Origin of the sequence: Spirosoma oryzae (assembly GCF_003002825.1) — a bacterium.
Classification (GTDB): Bacteria; Bacteroidota; Bacteroidia; order Cytophagales; family Spirosomataceae; genus Spirosoma; species Spirosoma oryzae.
The window spans coordinates 74,450-95,489 of sequence record NZ_PVTE01000014.1 but is presented as its reverse complement, the minus strand read 5'-3'; the positions used below and the strand labels follow the sequence as shown (position 1 = coordinate 95,489).

18 protein-coding genes are annotated in these 21,040 nt (G+C 54.4%); 16 read left to right on the top strand and 2 right to left on the bottom strand.

Annotation, left to right across the window (positions count from 1 at the left end):
- The first annotated feature begins 115 nt into the window (after positions 1-115).
- From CLV58_RS16930 to hemF, 9 genes are all read left to right on the top strand, one after another.
- Entirely contained in the window at positions 116-1,309 is a 1,194-nt protein-coding gene (locus CLV58_RS16930) for an MFS transporter (RefSeq protein ID WP_106139014.1), read from the top strand.
- A 310-nt stretch (positions 1,310-1,619) separates the two neighbouring features.
- Complete coding sequence (locus CLV58_RS16925) at positions 1,620-2,558, top strand: SPFH domain-containing protein (protein ID WP_106139013.1); 939 nt, start codon at positions 1,620-1,622, stop codon at positions 2,556-2,558.
- Between the two features lie 70 nt (positions 2,559-2,628).
- Positions 2,629-3,372, top strand: a complete 744-nt coding sequence (locus CLV58_RS16920) for a universal stress protein (RefSeq protein WP_106139012.1) — start codon at positions 2,629-2,631, stop codon at positions 3,370-3,372.
- A gap of 102 nt (positions 3,373-3,474) precedes the next feature.
- Positions 3,475-3,681: a hypothetical protein gene (locus CLV58_RS16915; RefSeq protein WP_106139011.1), complete on the top strand. Its 207-nt coding sequence runs from the start codon at positions 3,475-3,477 to the stop codon at positions 3,679-3,681.
- A 437-nt stretch (positions 3,682-4,118) separates the two neighbouring features.
- Complete coding sequence (locus CLV58_RS16910) at positions 4,119-4,505, top strand: hypothetical protein (RefSeq protein WP_106139010.1); 387 nt, start codon at positions 4,119-4,121, stop codon at positions 4,503-4,505.
- 176 nt (positions 4,506-4,681) lie between these two features.
- Entirely contained in the window at positions 4,682-6,316 is a 1,635-nt protein-coding gene (locus CLV58_RS16905; protein WP_106139009.1) for a carboxylesterase/lipase family protein, read from the top strand.
- A 404-nt stretch (positions 6,317-6,720) separates the two neighbouring features.
- Positions 6,721-7,197, top strand: a complete 477-nt coding sequence (locus CLV58_RS16900; RefSeq protein ID WP_106139008.1) for a hypothetical protein — start codon at positions 6,721-6,723, stop codon at positions 7,195-7,197.
- Positions 7,198-7,669: 472 nt separating this feature from the next.
- Positions 7,670-8,296 (top strand): ATP-binding protein, encoded by a 627-nt coding sequence (locus CLV58_RS16895; protein ID WP_106139007.1) that lies wholly within the window; start codon positions 7,670-7,672, stop codon positions 8,294-8,296.
- Positions 8,297-8,334: 38 nt separating this feature from the next.
- Positions 8,335-9,246, top strand: a complete 912-nt coding sequence (gene hemF / locus CLV58_RS16890) for an oxygen-dependent coproporphyrinogen oxidase (protein ID WP_106139006.1) — start codon at positions 8,335-8,337, stop codon at positions 9,244-9,246.
- Between the two features lie 222 nt (positions 9,247-9,468).
- Here hemF and CLV58_RS16885 read toward each other — a convergent pair whose 3' ends face one another.
- Entirely contained in the window at positions 9,469-10,575 is a 1,107-nt protein-coding gene (locus tag CLV58_RS16885) for an o-succinylbenzoate synthase (protein WP_106139005.1), read from the bottom strand.
- A gap of 98 nt (positions 10,576-10,673) precedes the next feature.
- Between CLV58_RS16885 and lpxK the strand changes: the two genes are divergently transcribed.
- Together lpxK and CLV58_RS16875 are read left to right on the top strand one after the other, a co-directional pair.
- Positions 10,674-11,723, top strand: coding sequence for a tetraacyldisaccharide 4'-kinase (gene lpxK / locus CLV58_RS16880; RefSeq protein ID WP_281257924.1), 1,050 nt, complete (start codon positions 10,674-10,676; stop codon positions 11,721-11,723).
- A 61-nt stretch (positions 11,724-11,784) separates the two neighbouring features.
- A complete protein-coding gene (locus tag CLV58_RS16875) occupies positions 11,785-13,776 on the top strand; it encodes a putative porin (RefSeq protein WP_106139004.1) in 1,992 nt (663 codons plus the stop codon).
- A gap of 124 nt (positions 13,777-13,900) precedes the next feature.
- On the opposite strand, the gene CLV58_RS16870 is transcribed toward CLV58_RS16875, so the two are convergent.
- Complete coding sequence (locus CLV58_RS16870) at positions 13,901-14,764, bottom strand: AraC family transcriptional regulator (protein ID WP_106139003.1); 864 nt, start codon at positions 14,762-14,764, stop codon at positions 13,901-13,903.
- Positions 14,765-14,892: 128 nt separating this feature from the next.
- On the opposite strand from CLV58_RS16870, the gene CLV58_RS16865 reads away from it, so the two are divergent.
- From CLV58_RS16865 to CLV58_RS16845, 5 genes are all read left to right on the top strand, one after another.
- The gene (locus CLV58_RS16865) at positions 14,893-15,879 is read left to right on the top strand and encodes a phytanoyl-CoA dioxygenase family protein (protein WP_106139002.1); all 987 of its coding nucleotides are present in this window, start codon (positions 14,893-14,895) and stop codon (positions 15,877-15,879) included.
- Between the two features lie 326 nt (positions 15,880-16,205).
- Positions 16,206-17,948: a GMC family oxidoreductase gene (locus CLV58_RS16860; protein WP_106139001.1), complete on the top strand. Its 1,743-nt coding sequence runs from the start codon at positions 16,206-16,208 to the stop codon at positions 17,946-17,948.
- 45 nt (positions 17,949-17,993) lie between these two features.
- Positions 17,994-18,449, top strand: coding sequence for a four helix bundle protein (locus CLV58_RS16855; protein ID WP_106139000.1), 456 nt, complete (start codon positions 17,994-17,996; stop codon positions 18,447-18,449).
- 4 nt (positions 18,450-18,453) lie between these two features.
- Complete coding sequence (locus tag CLV58_RS16850; RefSeq protein ID WP_106138999.1) at positions 18,454-19,092, top strand: gluconate 2-dehydrogenase subunit 3 family protein; 639 nt, start codon at positions 18,454-18,456, stop codon at positions 19,090-19,092.
- A gap of 355 nt (positions 19,093-19,447) precedes the next feature.
- On the top strand, positions 19,448-20,971 hold the full coding sequence (locus CLV58_RS16845; protein ID WP_106139072.1) for a DEAD/DEAH box helicase: 1,524 nt from the start codon (positions 19,448-19,450) through the stop codon (positions 20,969-20,971).
- Positions 20,972-21,040: the final 69 nt, after the last annotated feature.

The following is a 21,040-nucleotide window of genomic DNA, read 5'->3' as shown; positions in this document are numbered from 1 at the left end:
CATTCGCAGGTAGTGAAACGAATTTCATTGTTTTGCATTTATCCAAGAATAACCGCCCCGTGCGGGACGATCAGTGGTACAAATAGTAGACTGATTGTAGGAGACTTGCAAACGTATGAAAAAGAACCTGCTGCCACTAACGATGGGTGGCTTCGGCATCGGCATGACGGAGTTCGTAATGATGGGTATCCTGCCTGACCTGGCCCGGACCCTAGACATCTCGATTCCCGTGGCTGGTCACCTGATTTCGGCCTACGCCTTGGGTGTGGTACTGGGCGCGCCCTTGCTGGTGGCCATTGCCGGCAATTATCCGCCGAAAAAAATTCTGCTGGGTCTGATGGCGATGTTCACGGTCTTCAACCTGCTGTCGTCGTTTGCGCCGAGTTATGAGATCATGCTCATTACCCGGTTGCTGTCGGGTTTGCCGCATGGCGCATTCTTCGGTGTCGGCGCGGTGGTTGCGAGTCGGCTGGCTGCCAAAGGCAAAGAAGCGCAATCGATTTCGATGATGTTTGCCGGCCTGACCGTCGCCAACATTGTCGGGGTGCCGCTTGGTACGTATATCGGTCATGAGCTAAGCTGGCGACTGACGTTCGTCGTCATCGGCGTTGTCGGACTGATCACACTGGCTGGGATCTACAAACTACTACCCGACATGCCGGTCGTTGGTCAGACCAACCTGCGCAAAGACCTGAAGCTGTTTACCTACGCGGAACCCTGGCTTATCTTGGGCATCACGGCGATCGGTACGGGTGGTCTGTTTGCCTGGTTCAGCTACATTGCCCCGCTGCTGACCGAGGTAGCCCACTTCCGGGCCGATCAGATTACCTGGATTCTGGTACTGGCCGGTATCGGTATGGCCGTGGGTAATTTGCTGTCGGGGATGGTTGCCGACCGGGTGTCGCCCATCAAAGCGACCATGCTCTTTCTGGGGCTGATGGCGGTCAGCCTGATTGTGGTTTACTACGTGTCGCCGTTCAAACTGCCGATTCTGGCGATGACGTTTGTGACGGGAGCTATCTCGTTCTCGTTGGGCGCACCCATTCAGATTCTGATGATTCGCGCATCGAACGGGTCCGAAATGCTGGCATCGTCGGTGACGCAGGCCGGTTTTAACATCGGGAACGCACTGGGTGCTTTTCTCGGCGGACTACCGATTGCTGCCGGACTTGGGTACGCATCACCGCAGTGGGTAGGCGCGGGCCTGGCCACCGCCGGTCTGCTACTGGGTGTGGTACTGTACATCCGTCAGCAAAACGTATCGTCGCCGACGGTCGACGTCGATATGCCGGAGGAAGTGCTGGCGTAACAAGCGAATTAACGAAATGCATCCGCCCCGCGAGAACCGTATTCCGGTCATCTCGCGGGGCGGATGCATGTTGAACAAACCCGACTTCGTTGCTATTAGTCGCTGTGTTCTTCAATGCGCTCGTGAATCTGCCGTAGCCGCAGCGAAATCAGGATTTACTTCGTCCGGAACCGGTACCAACAAGATGGCAATAGCCCGACATCAATGCCTGTGCACAAACGGAGTCAGTTTAAACCGTTAGTACGGTTTCACTAGTGTCGGATACTGACAAACCGGTAGCTTCGGTCTGTTAACCTAAACACACACTCCCATGCCGTTTTTGCTGATTCTCTTTTTTCTTGCTGCCCTGCTTGTCTTCCTGTCTGTCGTAATCGTACAGCAGGGTACCGTTGCCGTCGTCACGATTTTTGGCAAGTACGCCCGGATCATGATGCCCGGCCTGAATTTCAAAATCCCGTTTATCGAATTCATCTACCGGCGCGTGTCCATTCAGAACCAGTCGGTTGAACTGGCTTTTCAGGCGATCACGGCCGACCAGGCCAACGTCAACTTCAAGGCGATGCTGGTGTACTCGGTACTCAACCAGGAAGAAGAAACGATTAAGAACGTCGCCTTCAAATTCATCGACCAGGCTTCGTTCATGCAGGCCCTGATCCGTACCATCGAGGGGTCGATTCGGAGCTTCGTCGCTACCAAACGGCAGGCGGAAATTCTGGGCTTGCGGGGTGAAATCATCGAACACGTAAAAGCCCAGATCGACACCCTGCTCGAAAGCTGGGGCTATCACCTGATCGACCTGCAACTCAACGACATTGCGTTCGACGAAATCATCATGCGGTCGATGGCGCAGGTTGTCGCTTCATCGAACCTGAAAGCAGCCGCCGAAAATGAAGGGCAGGCCCTGCTTATCACCAAGACCAAAGCCGCCGAAGCAGAGGGGAACGCGATCCAGATTTCGGCCGAAGCCGAGAAAAATGCGTCGCAGCTGCGCGGACAGGGCGTAGCGTTATTTCGGGAGGAAGTGGCCAAGGGTATGGCCGAATCGGCGAAAGTCATGACCGAAGCCAAGCTCGACGCATCGCTGATTCTGTTCTCCATCTGGACGGAAGCCATCAAGCATTTTGCGGAAAACGGCAAAGGCAACGTCATCTTCCTCGACGGGTCGACAGAGGGAATGGACAAGACGATGAAGCAATTGCTGGCGGTGGAAAAGATGGGTGGTATTACCACGGAAAAACCGGCTCAGTAAACAAATTTCCGGTTGGGGGCGGGAATGTTGGCCGTTTCGTTAGTTCTTTCAGAAAGACCACTTCCTACGCATGAACACGTTACTCTTCCCGACCGATTTCACGACCACTACTGAAGCACCGCTGGCCTGGGCCCGTCTGTTTGCCCGCAAAACCGGCGCTACCATCACCTTATTGCACGTGTACCAGCCTATCGTTCCGGATACGACCTTACCCAGCGTTGCCGATCCGGGGGCTGGTATCGCGGTGAGTACGCCGGCATCGCTGGAGCTGGAAACCATCAGCCGTCAAAACCTGGAAGCGCTGGCCATGTCACTCCAAAGCGAGGGATTCTCGGTTGACGCTGATTGGCGAGTCGGGTCGGTCGAAGATGAAATCATTGACGCGGCCAAACAGTACAGGGCTGACCTGATCGTGATGGGCCGGTCGGATCTCAGCACGTTTTTCGATCGGTTATCGGGGACGTCCGTAAGCGATGTCGTCGATAACGTACGTTGCCCGGTGCTGGTTGTGCCAACACCCGATGAAAGTGGTAAGGCGACGTATCCGGCGGAAATAAAGTCAATCGCTTATGCCATGCAGCCGCAAACGCAGCAGAGTGACGTAGCCAGACAGACCGATTCGCTGGTCAACGCCTTCGATGCAACGCTGATGATTCTGACCGAAGAGCAGATGAAGCATACGCTGGCTGATTTGATTGTGATGGAGCTGTACCCGCAAACCGGTTTTCTGGATAAACTCTTTCACCCAAACTACGCTGCCGCGCTGATTACCAAGTCTGACGTGCCGGTGCTGGTTTATCATCAGCCGGATTGATAGATGGTCATACATTAAAAAGAGAGTAAAAAGGCAGGGTGATTGGGTTACCTATTCGCGGATGGCGTATCAACCCGTGAAACCGTAAAATTCACAATCACTATGAAATCTGTAGTTAAATCTACGCTCTTCTTCGCCGTAATGTTGTCAATGGCCGTTGGTTGCCAGTCTAAGAAAACCGAGTCGTCGGAAGCGGCTACCACCGACACGGCTACCGTCGTTGAAAGCGAAACCGTTGTTAGCGGTGATTCTGCCATGATGATGACGGACACAACGAAAGTTGTTATGCCCGACTCGACCAAGAAATAATAAATCGTTGCTTACACGGGTTGATCCCCGGTTCTGTTACTGACAGAGCCGGGGATTTTTTGTAAACGTTGGTCGCATCGAGGAACTGATAAAAGTAGGTAGAACCAACAGTAGGTAGCGAGAATCCAGGTATCGGTTTTATGCGTATAGACAGCGTCTCGATCCATGGTATTTCACTCACTCGTTATGAATCCTGCTGGTATACTGGTCTCCGCTATCTGCTGCTGGGTAGTTACAATTACTTATCTTGATGAAGCCGTACGCACCCGCGAGGGAAAGCTGTGCAAGGTAAAGTGTACGGCTGCGGCTTTATTGTATGCCTCAGTAGGAACGATCATGCTGTGGCTCGTCAGTACAACATAATCCGGCTGCCGGGTATCAGCAGGTTCGATTGGCCTGCGTATGGGAAGTTGACCGGAAACCGGTATGTTTAAGTTGTGAATCGACGCATACACCCCGACGATCTTGGCCAATCGCCCTACAAAGAGGTAATCCAAACGCTGACTTACCAATGGGTACAGGCTACCCTGCCCGCCGACGAACTGGTTTATGCCGATTACGTGCGGTCGGTCAGTACGCTGCTGCTGACCACGCAAAGCCCCGAGCGAACGACGACCATTGTGCAGGCCGTTCTTCAGCAGGCCATCGATCTCCGTAAAACAGCCGCCTGGGTAGATGAAGAGCTTAAATTCGAGGGTATGCTGGAGGGCGCTGATCGGGCCGATTTTCTCCTGTTCGAACTACATCAGGCTGGTTCCCCCGATGATGCCCAGCTCGACCGCTATAATGAACGGATCAAGCGATTCGCCACCAGGAGCGAATGACCTTGTCATCTAAGACACCGGGTTCACAGGGCATAGTGTAGCCCTGCCTGCGCATCCATATTCCTATCTAGCTGTTGGATACAGTAGTTTCTGCTGCTTTTAGCGTTTACGGTCAGAGGCAATATGTACAATAAACGTATTGCTTCTGATCGTGCATCCTAAAATCAATAACACCTATGAAAAACCTGATTATCGGTCTGGCACTGACGACCTGTGCTGTGCTGCCTGGCATGGCGCAGTCGGGCGCAGGGGCGCAGCCGCAGGCCAAAGTGGCCAACGGTACACTGGCTGGAACAGCCGAAGCGAGTGGCGTTCGGTCATTCAAGGGCATTCCGTTTGCCGCCCCACCCGTGGGTGATCTGCGCTGGAAAGAGCCCCAACCGGCGGCTAACTGGCAGGGCGTTCGGCAGGCAACCGCCTTCGGGCCACGCGCGATGCAGCGCCCCATTTTTGGCGACATGGGCTTCCGCTCGAATGGCGTTAGTGAAGACTGTCTGTACCTGAACGTCTGGACGCCCGCCAAATCGGCGAAGGAAAAACTGCCTGTGCTGGTTTATTACTATGGCGGTGGGTTTATGGCGGGCGATGGTTCCGAACCCCGTTACGACGGTGAAAGCATGGCCAAACAGGGAATCGTGGCCGTAACGGTCAACTACCGGCTCAATGTATTCGGTTTTATGGCGCACCCCGAACTGACCGCTGAGTCGTCGCACAAGGCGTCGGGTAACTACGGCTTGCTCGATCAGTACGCGGCCCTGAAATGGGTGCGCGACAACGTTGCTGCGTTTGGCGGTGATCCCAAGCGTATCACGATCGCTGGTGAGTCGGCCGGATCGGTGTCTGTAAGTGCGCTGATGGCGTCGCCCTTGTCGAAGGATATGCTGGCCGGGGCCATTGGTGAAAGTGGCTCGTTGCTGGGTACCTTGTCGCCGGTGTCGCTGGCCGACGGTGAGAAACAAGGAGTAGCGTTTGCCGAGCAGATGGGCGCTAAATCGCTGGCAGAACTGCGGGCTATCCCGGCGGAGAAGATACTGGCCGCGACGGCTCAGCCAAATACCCCCCGCTTCTCCGTCGTGGTCGATGGTTACTTTTTCCCGAAGTCGCCCCTGGCCATTTTCGAATCCGGGCAGCAGGCGCACGTGCCGCTGCTGGTCGGCTGGAACTCCGAGGAAATGAACTACCGCGCCATGCTTGGCAAGGAAGCGCCCACGGTCGATAATTATACAAGCGCGGTAAAAAGGATGTATCCGGAACAGGCCGATGCTATTTTGAAGCAGTACGCTGTTCAGTCGGACAGCGACGTTGAAACCGTAGCAACAAGTCTGGCCGGTGATCGCTTTATCGGGTTCAGCACCTGGAAATGGTCGGACTTGCAAAGTCAGACGGGCGGCAAGCCGGTCTATCGGTACATGTACACGCGGGCACGGCCGGCAATGACCGAAAAAATGGGCGATGCCACGCCGGGTTTAGCGGGTGGCGTGGTGAAAAGCAACGACCCTAACGCGATAAAAATGCCAGCCGCGAAAGGTGCTGTTCACTCGGCCGAGATCGAATATGCCATGGGCAATCTGGCGACAAACAGTGTATACGCCTGGACGCCCGACGACTACAACGTATCAAAAACGATGCAGCGGTACTTCGCCGGTTTCATCAAAACGGGTAATCCAAATAGCAAAGGGCTACCAAATTGGCCCGCTGTCGTACCCGGAAAACCAGCGAGTGTTATGTATATTGACGTGAATACGCGGGCTGAAACAGAAAAAAATCGGGACCGTTATCTACTACTTGACCGCTTTATGTTGAAGCAGTAATAAGCAGGTAAGTGTATTTCTTAACGTGCGAATCACCGGTCAATTTATAGGCCGGTGATTTTATTTTTTACGTCGTGCAGGAGTTCATTTCGATTGGTTCAGGCTTGTCTTACCTGATTGATAAACAATTGCGTAGCGTAGTTATTTGCCACGATCTTGGGCAATAAGCAGGTTGATGAAGACTGGAAGATAGCGACCGTGCTCGATTGATCGCAGTAGGTTCATCGAGTAATTTTGTGAAATAGTTCGCCGGGGAATTGACGCGAGAAAAGAGAAAAAACTAAAAGGTACGGGTAACTTTATCGTAAAATTGTGAGTTGCTACTAAACAGGAAAAAAAGCTTGCTTTAGGATTTCTATAAAGCGGTTTGTTACCTTTGTCCTGTCAAGAAAATTCACTGTCACATGAAAGCAAAAAATATTCGATTCTACAAACCCGAAGACAATAACGCCGAGAAAGAAACGAAACCGGCTGCCGAGAAAAAAGTGGTGAGCACCGGCTATATTTCAGGCGCGGGCAAACTGGTGTTTCCGATGAAATCGGTGGACCAAATCGGATTGAAGCCGGAAGAAGGCCAGTTTATGATCGGTACGCAGGAAGGCAAGCGTAAAATTAAAGCCCTTTATCTAGTTCCAGCGGGTGCGGATAATGAGGAAAGCTTTGTCATGGAGAAAGCTGCGAAGAGTTACACGATTTCGCTCGGCGCTATTCTACAGAAAGGAAAACTCGACTACGCCAGCACTAAATATACGTTTACGATAAAGCCGTTTTCATACAGCGAAGGTGTAACCGGTTATGAACTTCTGCTGAACGACACGACCGAAAAAGCACCGTACACCGGTAAGCCACGGGGCCGTAAACCAAAGAACGTAGAAGCCTAGAACATACAACTAAAAAAAGCCGCAGCTCATCACGAGTTGCGGCTTTTTTTATGCCTAGGTATACAAAAAGTGCTGACGTTGGTCGGGCGTAACGATTGAGAATTTCTGGCGTCAATTACTCCGCGTTCCTGCTCGTTACTGTGATTCGAGTTGTATCAGAAGAACGGACTTGGTATCCGATCCTGCGTACGTGTTGATTATCAGATGACAATCTTTCTGTTCGTTGCGTGTACACTGGGTAACGCCAGTTAGTCCGTATCGCGATTGCGATGTTTGGCTTTATACTAACCTGTTTCGTCGGCGAATGATCGTGTTTTCAGGACCGTGTAAATTATGATGAATAGCGAAAAATAGTACGGGAAACTGTTTATTTTTAAACGCGAATGAGTCAAAGGCTGTTTTTAGTATAGTTCAGTCACGCCGTAAAAGAATGGGCCTGTCGTAGCCCGTATTTCTCGTTTATCGATTCTGCATGACCCGAAACCAACTCGATGATCTGATTGCGCGGGGCGAAGGTACCCGGCTCGAATTTAAACGGACGATCTCAACGTCGCACCGGATTGCGCGTACACTGGCGGCTTTCGCCAACACCGCCGGTGGGACGCTATTGATTGGTGTTGCCGACGACGGACGTGTTGTCGGGGTACCGTCGGAACTGCGCGAAATGCGCCGGATCGAAGAAGCAACCGACCGGCTTGTCGACCCTCCGTTAGCGGTGAGCTACGAAGTGCAGAAACCCGATGGGCGCGTGATCCTGATCATTACGGTTGCCGAGAGCGAAGAAAAACCGCATTACGCCATCGACGAGCATAGTCGGCGTACGATCTACGTGCGGGCAAAAGATAAGTCGGTACCAACCAGCAAACTTATTCTGGGCAGTGAAAATGCCGATGCACACCTGCTCAAATCACCCACCGTGCGAACGCTGGTACAATACCTGCGCCGGAACGAGTCGATCACTGACGACAAACTCGCCAAGCTCATCAATATATCGGCGTACCGGGCGGGTAAACTCCTACGCCAACTCGCTGAGCAGGGGTTGCTACTGCTGATCGATAAGCAGCGGCCGACGCGCTACACGCTGAAATTAGGCGAGTGAGTGAACCGGGTTCGCCCAAAAACGGCGACCTTTGCGGCATGATTACCGATCAGACCCTCAGCAAAGAAACCATCAGTCAATTTTTTATGGATTTGCAGAACCGCATCTGTCAGTCGCTCGAAGCGGCCGATGGTGTGGGTCGATTCCGCACCGATGCCTGGGAACGACCGGGCGGGGGCGGTGGTCGCTCGCGAACGATCGCGGGAGGAGCTGTCATCGAGAAAGGGGGCGTTGGCTATTCGGCGGTACATGGCGAAGCAACGGAAGCCACGCTGCGGTCACTCAACCTGACCGAACCAGCGGAGTTCTACGCAACGGGGGTGTCGATTGTGCTGCACCCACACAGTCCGCGCGTGCCGATCATCCACATGAACGTGCGCTACTTCGAGATGAGCAGCGGACACAGCTGGTTTGGGGGCGGTATCGACCTGACTCCTCACTATGTCGATGATGCTGATGCACGGTGGTTTCATCAGTACCTCAAGACGGTCTGCGATCGGCACGATGCTGCGTACCACCCGCGCTTTAAAACCTGGGCCGACGAGTACTTCTACATCCCGCACCGGCAGGAAACACGGGGTGTCGGCGGTATTTTCTTCGATTACCTGAAACCTGCCAGTCCCGCCCATAAAGCCGATCTGTTTGCGTTTGTGCAAGACGTCGGTAACGCCTTCGCGCCCATCTACACGCACTTCATGGTCAACAACCGCGATCTGCCGTTCGGCGAGCGCGAGAAGCAGTGGCAACTGCTACGTCGGGGCCGGTATGTGGAATTTAACCTAGTCTGGGACCGGGGGACCAAGTTCGGTCTGGAAACGAATGGCCGTACGGAGTCGATTCTGATGAGTATGCCCCCGCAGGCCAACTGGATCTACGATTTCCACGCGGAACCCGCATCGCCCGAAGCCGATACACTCTCGAAACTGGTTAAGGGTATCGACTGGGTGTAGAAAGACGTTTGTGGGTACTGACAAGTTTTTTGACAGGATTCACAGGATGAACAGGATTTAGCGCCGGAACTTGCTGATTTCTCATGTCTCCAAGGTCTGTAGCGATCTCCCAGGTCTGTGAAGACACAGACCCCTTGCGGTAGCTGTTGCATGCAGGTCTGTGTCTTCACAGACCTAGGTGAAGATCCGGACTGGTTTTAGGCAGTTCCGACTGGCGGAATGCTAGTCCCTGGCCGATTTCAGCTCCGACAGGGTGCTGAAATCCCAGCGTTGGGCGGGATTGTAGTGAAGTGTACCAGCGACGATTGTGAGTGGGCTGTCGATGTTGTTGTGGTAGAGTTGCCCGGTACCCAGTCCTTGTGGGGCGAGGTTACGGAATTGGGCCGTATACTGCGCAATGGCATTCAACCCGATGTTCGACTCTAGCGCCGAAGTAATCCACCAGTCGATGTTGAGCCGGCCGGCCAGTTCGATCCATTCGTCGCAGTGGCGCATGCCACCCAGCAACGTTGGCTTCAGGATAATATACTGGGGCTGAATCTTCCGCAGCAGCCGGAACTTGTGCATGTACTCCATTTGGCCGATCAGCTCTTCGTCGAGTGCAATCGGTACGGGGGTACTGCGGCAGAGATCGGCCATCAGGTCCGGTTGCCCTGCCCGGACGGGCTGCTCGATGGAATGCAGCTGATACGTTGCCAGCCGTTCCAGCTTGCGCATCGCTTCGTCGGGCGAAAACGCGCCGTTGGCGTCGACCCGCAACGTAATCTGTTCCGCCGTATACTGACTGCGAATCATGGCCAGGAGGTCGCATTCCTGCTCGAAGTCGATAGCGCCAATCTTCAGCTTGATGGTTGTATAACCGGCTGCGAGTTTCTCATCAATCTGCTGCCGCATAAACGATTCACTGCCCATCCAGATCAGGCCGTTGATCGGCAGATTGCGGGTGCCGTTGGTGAAATCGGATGGAAACAGTATCCGCTGACCGCCCGCCAGAAAATCGTGCATGGCCGTTTCAAAGCCAAACAGAATACTGGGAAACGTTGGCTCGATCAGCTGATTCAGAATGATGGGAATATTCCAGCTGAACAGTTGCAGATCGAGGTCGGTAAACTGCTGACAGTAGTCCTGCAACTGCGATTCAAAATCGGGTCGATCGTCGTAACTCAGGCCCACCAGCGGTCCGCATTCGCCGTACCCAATAACCGTTGGATCGGTGGTATCATACAACCGAACGATGTACGACGTTTTTTCAGTCAGCGTCCCGCGCGACGTACCCGCTTCGAAGCGAAAATGCAACGTATGTTTCAGGTAGTCGGCCTTTAGACTCATCAGACAGGTGAAGGGAGGAGGAGATTCTGCAACCCTAAAAGTACTACTTTTGACTGCTCAGCAAGAGCAATGTTACGAAATTATTAGGTCGACAGGCAGTGAGTGGTAACATACTGGTTCCCCTGGGGTATCTGTACGGAAGCGTCATGCGGGTGCGTAATGCATTCTATGACAATGGATTATTTAAAAAAGAACGGCCTGCGCTTCGCGTAATCAGCGTGGGAAACCTTACCGTAGGTGGGACGGGAAAGACACCCCTGGTTGAGTTTTTGATTAAACGGTACCTTCCGCAAGACACTGGTCAATTGCCAGAAACCGCCACGTTGAGTCGGGGCTATGGCCGAAAAACCAGCGGCTTTCGTGTGGCTGCCAATACGGATACCGCCCAAACGCTGGGGGACGAACCCTTACAGATTTACCGGAAATTCGGGCACCTGATTCGGGTGTGCGTGGGTGAGCGACGTGCCGACGCGCTTCGGCAGATGCAGCAACTGTTCCCGCAGCTACGACAGGTTTTGCTCGACGATGCCTACCAGCACCGGGCCGTCGACCCGCACCTGAATCTGCTGCTGTCGGACTTTAACCGGCCGTTCTATACCGACTATCCGTTTCCGGCGGGGCGGCTGCGCGAAAGCCGGTCGGGCGCGAATCGGGCCGATGCGGTCATCATCACAAAATGCCCCGATGCCCTCTCCGCCGACGAACAGGAGCGGATTAAGCAGGCTGTGCGTCGCTATAGCCGGGCGGATGTACCGGTGCTATTTGCGGGTCTGCACTACGGACAGCCGGTTGCGTTTGCAACGCATCGGTCGGACGATACGCGCCAAAACGTCGTGCTTGTGTCCGGATTGGCTAACGCCGATCCGCTGGATGCGTACGTACGGCAGTCCTTCACTATGCACAAGCATCACCGCTTTGCCGATCACTATGCCTACCAGCGTGCTGATCTGGATCGCCTGTTGGCTGCGCTACCGGCTGGGACATCGTTGCTGACGACGGAAAAAGACTGGGTCAAGCTCGACGCGCTCCTGACCCCGGACGAACGGGCGACGTTACCGCTCTATTACCTGCCGATAGCGGTCCGTTTTTTGCCCGATTCTGCCCGGCAGTTCGATCAGTTGCTGGCTGCGTTCGACGCTAACTCTTAAAAAAAACTAACACGCGCACCGGTCTTCTAGGAACAGCCGCTTTTGCCGTACTTTTGAGTCAATGAATAGATGCATACCTTTTTTGGTGCTGTTGTTAAGTCTGGTCGGAACGGCCTGGGGGCAGCAGGTTCCGGGCGGATTCGGTAATACGGGCTTCGGAGCAACCCAGCCCATGTCGACCACCAATACATCGCCATCCGGAATCGACGACTCAACGAAAGTAATCTACGGCCCCACCACGACGCGCTATATACTGGAAGACGACGTACTGAACAATCGGCGTACACTGTATCCCGTCGATACGACGATGGACGAGGTGCACCGGTTTTTGTACGTGCAGCGGAGCCATAATCTGTACCAGGATCTGGGCGCACTGGGTACACCCATGCACCCGGTGTTTGTCAACGTTCCCGATCAGTTGGGGGCGCAGACGGGCTACACGGTGTTCGATGCCTACGCGTATCAGCCCCTGAGTGTGAAATACTACAACACCAAGTCGCCGTTTACGGATATGTACGTAGCGCTGGGGGGGCGGAATCAGAACATCCTTCGCTTCGATTTTGCCCAGAACATCACCCCGCGCTGGAACGTGGGCTTTGCCGTGCAGCGCTTCACATCGCAGAAACAATACGGCGTAGCTGGTACCAACGATCCCAACAAGTTACTGGCGCAGAACTGGAGCGGGGTGATTCATACGAATTACCGCTCAAAGAATGAGAAGTATACGCTGCTGGCGAATTTCATCAACATGAATCACTCGCTCGATGAGCAGGGTGGGGTGCTATCGGGTACGTCGGTGACGGGGGAAACGATCATTTATAACTATACCGGCAACTCCCGTTTGACGGGAAACTCGGTTGGTAATGGTTATTTCACGAGTCCTAACAGCAGCGAAATTCGTAACGACTACCATATCTACCAGCAGTTTGCGCCAGCCGAAGGCATTCAGCTCTTTCACCGACTCGACTACAAACGGCACAAGAATTTTTATCAGGATACGACGCTGGCTGTCAACGCGGGCTTTTATAAGGAAATTCTGGGTACCGCAGCGAATCTGGGCGATACATCGAAAATAGTGCTCGACGCGCGCTTCCGGTTACTCGAAAATCAGGTCGGTCTCAAAGGTATCTTCGAGCGGAACGGATCGGCGTTCAACTACCGGGCGTACTTGCGCAACCGAATCTATGGGCAGTACACGCAGTATGCCACCGGATACGCGCAATCCAACGAATACGAAACCCGTCGCTTTGAAACCTTTCTGGGGGGCTGGCTGGGCTACTACTTCCCCGACAGTCTGTCGCAGATCACTGCCGAAGCGGAATACCAGGTCGGAGGTGGCTACCGACTCCAGGGGCAGCTGACGAGTCGACTGCTGACGGCGGGGTATTCGTCGATCTTCGTACAACCAACGCTGTTGCAGGAGCGATTTCAGAGCAATATTATCAACTGGCGACGGGAAGGGTTCAACCTGCGGGGCTACAACCATGCGTTCGGCAAGCTGAACCTACGCTACCGCAAGCTGCAAATCGAACCGGGAGTCAATTATTACCTGCTGACCAATTACGTTTATTTCGATCAGCAGGCCATTGCCCAGCAGGCATCCGGCTCGTTTTCGGTGCTGCAAACAGGGCTGGGCTACCGGCTTGCGGCTGGTAAATTTCTGGCATCGGGACAAGCGTACTACACCTTGCAGTCGACCCGTAGTTACCTGCAAACGCCCCCCTTTTTCATGAACGCCCGCTTCCAGTATGAAGTGCTGTATGCCAAGGCGCTGTACATTCAGGTGGGGGTCGATCTGCATTACAAGTCGCCTTACTACGCCAACGCCTACATGCCCATTACCCAGCAGTTTTACCTGCAAAACAGTCAGCAGGTAGAAGGCTACATCCTTGCCGATCTGTACGCCAACCTGCGGGTCAATCGGACGCGTCTGTTTGTTAAGCTGACCCACGCTAATCAGGGCGTCCTACAACCCGGTTATTTCGTCGCGCCCAACTACCTGCAAATGCGTCGTGGCTTTGCCTTCGGTGTCGACTGGTACCTCTTCGATTAACGGTTTTCTGTTTACGGTTTACAGAAATTGGCCCGTTAGCGTATCGGCCATGAAAAGGTATCCAGTACGGAATAGTCGCCATGTAACGTGCCACCGTAATCCGAATACGGAAAACCGTAAACCATCATACCGTAAACCGACGCTTGAACCCCCTCGGGCTGTCGCCGGTTGCGCGCCGGAAGACGCGGTTGAAGTACGACAGGCTCTCGAAACCACTGCTGAAACAGGCTTCCGTGACGCTGCGTTGCTGACGCAGCAACAGCTTGGCCTGCTGCACGCGGTACTGATTGACGTATTCTGTAAAGGTCATGCGGGTCATCTGACGCATGTATCGGCAGAAGGCTTCGGGTGTCAGATTCGTCAGATCGGCGAGTTCGGCACTATCGAGTTTACGCTGGTAATGCTGTGCAACATAGTCGTGTACCCGTTGAATGCGATCCATCTGCCGTTGGCTATAGGGCGACTCAACGGGGTGGGGATGAAGCAGGGTCGCATCCGGAGCGGTGGCCAACTGATTGAAGATCGATAACAACTCGACAAACTGCGCAAACTGAGGCAGGCCGGGCAGGCGCAGCATCCGTTCACCAATCACAGCTTTCGTCGCTTCGCCAAACGCAATTGCCTGTCGCGACTGCTCGAAAAGCCGGCCAATGGCGGTCAACTCGGGCGTTTGTGTCAGACCCGTACCGAGAAAGGAAGGGCCTACCTGCACCACTACCTTGCGGTAATCGGTCCGGACGCCATAGTCGAAATTGAGATGCGGGATATACGGTCCGATCAGGACCAGGTCGCTACCCGTGAACCGGGACAGGTGGTCGCCAACCTGCCGGGTGCCGTCCGCCCGGTCGATGTACACCAGTTCGTATTCGGGGTGAAAGTGCCAGTAATAGAAGTCGTTCAGGTGGGGCGTCACCAGAATACGGAACGAACTATCGGCGTCCGGCCTGACCTCCTCTCGAACGAGTGTATCGCCCCCCTTTTTGACCATGATTGCCTTATTTTATGGGTCAAGCTATCGAAAAGATCAATAGCGTTCAACTATTGGCTAGTTACGTTGTACAATAGACGAGTGCGTTCGCTGAATTTTGTGGTATTAATTCACAAAATACTACTACGATGATCCCTGAACCACAGCAGACGATGGCCCCGACGATGGTACCCAACAACGCACATAAAGATATTCCCGGCAACCCGTCGACGGCCAAGAGTAGTCACCTCAAACTGAACGATCGTTCCAACGGAATGCCATTGCGCGTGCTGTCGGAGGCCGACTGGCAGTTCTGGGTGGAAAATGGCTATATCGTCATTTCCAACGCGGTGCCGCGCGAACAGGCGCAGCAACTGGCCGATCTGCTGTGGGAGTTTGAAGAGAAAGAGCCCAACGATCCATCGACCTGGTATGCGCCACCCCGCGCCGAAATGCAGATGAAAGAGCTGGTCGGTAGTGGGATGGTCGAACTGTACAACCACCCGTACGAATGGGCCAACCGGCAGACACAACGGGTGTACGACGCGTTCGTCGACATCTGGGGAACGGAGAAGCTGTGGGTCACCATCGACCGGGCGAATCTGAACCTGCCGCTCCGTCCACAGGACACGTTCAAAGGCTTTATTCACTGGGACTACGACCCCGAAACGCGTCCGCAGAACGTGCAGGGCGTGCTGGCACTGGCCGATCAGACCGATGAAAACATGGGTGGCTTTCAGTGCATTCCCGAACTGTACCGCACCTACGATACCTGGAAGCTGACGCAACCCGCCGACCGCAACCGGTTCCGCCCTGACATTTCGGACTTTGAGGACAAGCTGGTCAAAGTGAAAATGAACGCGGGTGATCTGTTGATCTTCAACAGTACGCTTCCCCACGGTATCCGGCCCAATCGATCGACCGGAAAGGTCCGGCTGGCGCAATACGTTTCGATGATGCCGGCTGAAGAAACAAACGAGGAGTTACGGCAATGGCGGATTCGGTCGTGGCGTGACCGGATCGCGCCCGAAGGCTACGCGTTTCCCGGCGATCCGCGTGGCTGGGAGCAGTCGCGCTACGCAACCGCCGAACTGTCCCCACTAGGCCGTCGGCTGCTGGGCCTGGACAGCTGGTAGCTGTGTAGCCTAGCCGGTGTGTAGCCTGGACCTCCAGGTCCGGGTGGACGCAAAGCGGCCTAAAAAGCTGCCGCCTGAATCAATTGGCCTGACGGCCACCCGGACGTGGGCGTTCAGGCTACATAACTACCAGGCTACCTAATTGTCAGGTATACATACTTTGATCAAAATAGGGTCGTTTTGGGTAAATAATGAGTATGTCGAGGGTAAATTTGGCTTGTACTCATAGAAGTCAGAGGTCGGTGCGCCCGTAATTGGCCGCCGACCTTTATTTTAGTCGTGCTGTTTCGACAGCCTGCTGTCTATTTCTAATCTCAACTAGTTGTATGGATCCCTTTCAGATCAAAAAAGCCCCGGTAGAATACGATGTAGCCATCGTTGGTTCGGGAGCCGGTGGGGGTATGGCCGCCTACTCGCTTGCCAAATCAGGGGCAAAAGTCGTGCTGCTCGAAGCCGGTGGTTATTTCGACCCTGCCGACCCAAAGTACATTACCCAATTAAAATGGCCGTGGGAATCGCCCCGGCGCGGTGCCAGTACGACCCGCCCGTTCGGTGATTTCGATGCCGCCTGGGGTGGCTGGGACATTGAAGGTGAACCGTACACGACCGCCAAAGGCACTGAGTTTCACTGGTTCCGGTCGCGGATGCTGGGTGGTCGTACGAACCACTGGGGCCGTATTTCGCTCCGCTTTGCTCCCGATGATTTCCGGCGTAAAACCATGACCGGTATCGGCGAAGACTGGCCAATCGGTTACGACGACCTCAAACCATTCTACGACCGCGTCGATAAGTTGATCGGGGTGTTCGGGTCGGTAGAAAACATGCCGTCGGAGCCCGATGGCTTTTTCCTGCCCCCACCCAAGCCGCGTCTGCACGAGCTGATGATTCGCAAAGGTGCCCGTAGTATCGGTATTCCCGTTATCCCGTCCCGGCTATCGATTCTGACCAAGCCCATCAACGACGAGCGTGGCCAGTGTTTTTACTGTAGTCAGTGTGGGCGGGCGTGTCAGGCCTATGCCGATTTCTCGTCGTCGTCGGTACTGGTGAAGCCAGCCATGAAAACGGGTAACGTTACGCTTATCAATGGAGCCATGGTCCGCGAAGTGCTGACCGATCCGGCGTCGGGCCTGTGTACGGGCGTGAGTTACGTCGATACGCAGACGTTGCAGGAGGTGACGATCAAGGCGAAAACGGTGGTGCTGGCGGCTAGTGCGGGTGAAACGGCGCGGCTGCTGCTCAACTCGAAATCGGGTCGGTTCCCCAACGGATTGGCCAATAGTAGTGGCGTGGTCGGTAAGTACATCAACGACTCCACCGGTGCCAGCCGGTCGGCCTTTATCCCGGCGCTGATGGACCGGAAGCGGTACAACGAAGACGGTGTCGGTGGTATGCACGTCTTCACGCCCTGGTGGCTCGACAACAAGAAACTGGATTTCCCGCGTGGGTACCACATCGAATACTGGGGTGGCATGGGTATGCCGGCCTACGGTTTCGGCTGGGGTATCGAAGCGATGAACGGCATGCTGGCCGCCCGTGATGGCTCGAAAAAGCCGGGTGGTGGCTACGGTGCCAGCCTGAAAGACGACTACCGCCGGTTCTACGGTGCCTACATCGGTATGGCCGGTCGGGGTGAGCCGGTACCGCTCGAAAGTAACTACTGCGAAATCGATCCCAACGTGGTCGACAAATACGGTATCCCGGTGCTGCGCTTCAACTACAAATGGTCGGACTACGAGATCAAGCAGGCGAAGCACATGCAGGATACGTTCGAAGAGATTATCCACGCGGCCGGTGGTATTGCCCTGGGCAACAAGCCCGGTGCCGAGACGAACTACGGACTGGAAGCACCCGGCAAAATCATTCACGAGGTCGGTACGGCGCGTATGGGGAAAGACCCGAAAAACTCGGTGCTGAACGGCTACCAGCAGGCGCACGACGTGAAAAACCTGTTCATCGTCGACGCGGCTCCGTTCCCCTCGCAGGGCGATAAAAACGTTACCTGGACGATTCTGGCCAGTTCGATGCGCACGTCGGAGTACATCGCGGATTTGGCAAAGAAGAAAGTTTAATTACAGTTTGTAGTTTGTTGTTCGTAGTTTGTGGTTAGTGCGTAAATGGCAACAATTCAACGATTTGAAGACCTGAAAGTCTGGCAGCAGGCGCGCGCTGTTGCCAAACACATTTACGTTCTCACAAAGACGACAAGTCTTTCCAGCGACTATGAACTACGAAATCAGATAAGTAGGTCCAGTGGTTCAGTGATGGATAATATTGCTGAAGGATTTGGGCGCGGAAGCCGAACCGAATTTATTCAGTTCTTAGGCTATTCGCTAGGATCAAATGATGAAATGAAGTCACAGCTATACCGTAGCCTTGACCGTAATCATCTTGACCAACACCAATTTGATGAGCTGTATCAACAGGTGGATGTAGTTACGAAAATGATAGTTGCATTTATACATTATCTGAAGCGAACAGAACACAGAGGTTTGAAATACAATACGACTGTTGGTGTCGAAGAGCCAAACTTGGTAAACTACGAACCACAAACTACAAACCACGAACAGTAAAAATATGAAACGCAGAGACCTGCTCAAAGGCATACCCGTGACAGCATTTGGCTTTGCTGTCAACCCCACGGAAGCGGCCGTTCCCGCACCCCCCGACGTTAAGCCCCTCAAGATACCCGGCGGGCGGCAGAAATTTGAAGCCGTGCGTGATGCGGCCCTGAACGCCGAGAAATTCTTTACCCCCCACGAACTACAAACCGTCACTGTGCTGTCGGACATTATCATTCCGGCCGATGCGAAGTCGGGTAGTGCGTCGCAGGCGGGTGTACCGGCCTTCATCGAGTTTATGATGAAAGACCAGCCCCGCAACCAGACACCCATGCGGGGCGGCATCCGGTGGCTCGACAACACCTGCACCAAGCGCTACGGGAAACCGTTTGTGCAGTGCACCAAAACGCAGCAGATCGACATGGTCGAGCAGATCGCCTACCCGGCCATCGCAAAGCCGGACATGACGCAGGGAGCCACGTTCTTTAGCATGATGCGCAACCTGACGGCCAGCGGCTTCTTCAGTAGCCAGATGGGTATCAAAGACATCGGCTACGTAGGTAACACACCCAACCAGTGGGACGGCGTTCCCGACGAGGTGTTGAAGCAATACGGCCTTGCCTACGAAGAGCGCGAGCTGAACATGGGCAAGTAAATTGGTTTTGAACTGTGATTCGTTTGATTCTGCTGATAGACTATGATTAGTTAAATCAACGGAATCAGTAAATCAGACAAATCACAGTTCAGGACCAAAAAAGCGCCCCCGTTACCGCACTGGTAGCGGGGGCGCTTTTTTAGTGAACGGACGGGAAGTGCCGGTTACTAAACGGGACAAAAGGCTGGCAATTCTGCTCCCTTTTTGCTATATTTGGCATAAATCAATCGAACCGTCGTAGCGACGGTGGGCTGACCAGGGAAACAAGGTCAGCGTTGTATCACATCAAGTAGCTGAACTCTTGACATTTTCCGAATTCAATCTCCACGACGACCTGTTGGCTGGCGTGGACGCCATGAACTACCTGAAGGCAACGCCCATTCAGGAAATGGCCATCCCCCGTATTCTGGAGGGAAAAGACCTGATCGCCAGTGCCCAGACCGGAACCGGCAAAACAGCCGCCTACCTCATTCCGTTGCTCGACAAGATTTCGCATGCCGACCACGACCACACCAGTACGCTGATTCTGGTGCCGACGCGTGAACTGGCCAAGCAGATCGACGAGCAGGTAGAAGGATTTGGCTACTTCGTACAGGCCAACAGCATTGCTATCTACGGCGGTGGTAAAGGCGATGACTGGGACAAGCAGCGGAAGGCGCTCGAAACGGGTGCCGACATCATCATCGCGACCCCCGGCCGGCTGATCGCACACATGCAGCTCGGCTACGTCAAGTTCGATAAGATCGACTACCTCGTCCTGGACGAAGCCGACAAGATGCTCGACATGGGCTTCTCCGATGACATTCTCAACATTGTCGACAAGATCCCGGCTAAACGGCAGACCCTGCTGTTTTCGGCGACCATGCCGAACAAGATTCGCACGTTCGCCAGCCGCATCCTGACCGAGCCTGAGGAAATCCGGTTGGCCGTGTCGAAGCCGGCGGCTGGTATCGATCAGCAGTTCTACCTGGCCTACGACAACCAGAAGCTGCCGTTGCTGGCGCATCTGATCAAGACCAGTCCCAAGCCCGTGAATAGCATGGTGCTGTTTACGTCGCGTAAGTCGGAAGTGAACAGTATCGTTCGAACGCTGAGCAAGCTGGGCTACGAAGCACGGGGCATCAGTTCCGATCTTGAACAGGATGCCCGTGAAGTTGTGCTGCGCGATTTTAAAAACAAGGCGTTCCCTATTCTGGTCGCGACCGATGTGCTCTCACGCGGTATCGATATCGACAACCTGACGCACGTGGTGAACTACGATACGCCCCGCGATGCCGAAGATTACGTACACCGTATCGGCCGGACGGCGCGGGCAGCGACTACCGGTACCGCCATCACGTTTATCAGCGATCAGGATCAGAACCGCATTGTCGCGATCGAGAAACTAATCGAGCGCGACCTCGACAAGCAGTCCATCACCGAAGAGCTGGGCATGGGTAAATCGCCCGTGTACGACCCGAAACGGTTTAGCGGCCTGCGTGGTAAAGGTGGCTCAGGCCGGGGTAACGGTGGGCGACCCGACAACCGGAGCCGCAGCAACGACCGTAGTCGGCCACCGCGCGAAAACCAACCGGCACCGGCTGAATCGGTACCGGTGGCAGAAGGTGTGGAAGGCGAAGCACCATCGGAAAAAAAGCGGCCATCGCGTAACGACCGTCGGCGACGGCGGAAGGGAAATAGTACCGCGCCTACGGCAGAACAGGCACCGATAGCGGCCGAGAATGGCGCTGTTGATGCGGGTAGTGTACAGTCTGCGGGAGCAGAGGGTGCAACGGCCGACAAACCGAAGCGTCGGAAGAAACGCCGGCGGCCAAGCGGAGAAAAGCGGACCAATGGCGAAACGGCTGCAGCGCCTGTACCAACGCCGGGAGTGGAGTAGTTGTACGGGCTCAGGGACGCTTTGCTAGCGAAATTGGCCGGTTTTTCGTTGATTTACACCATTAGAAAG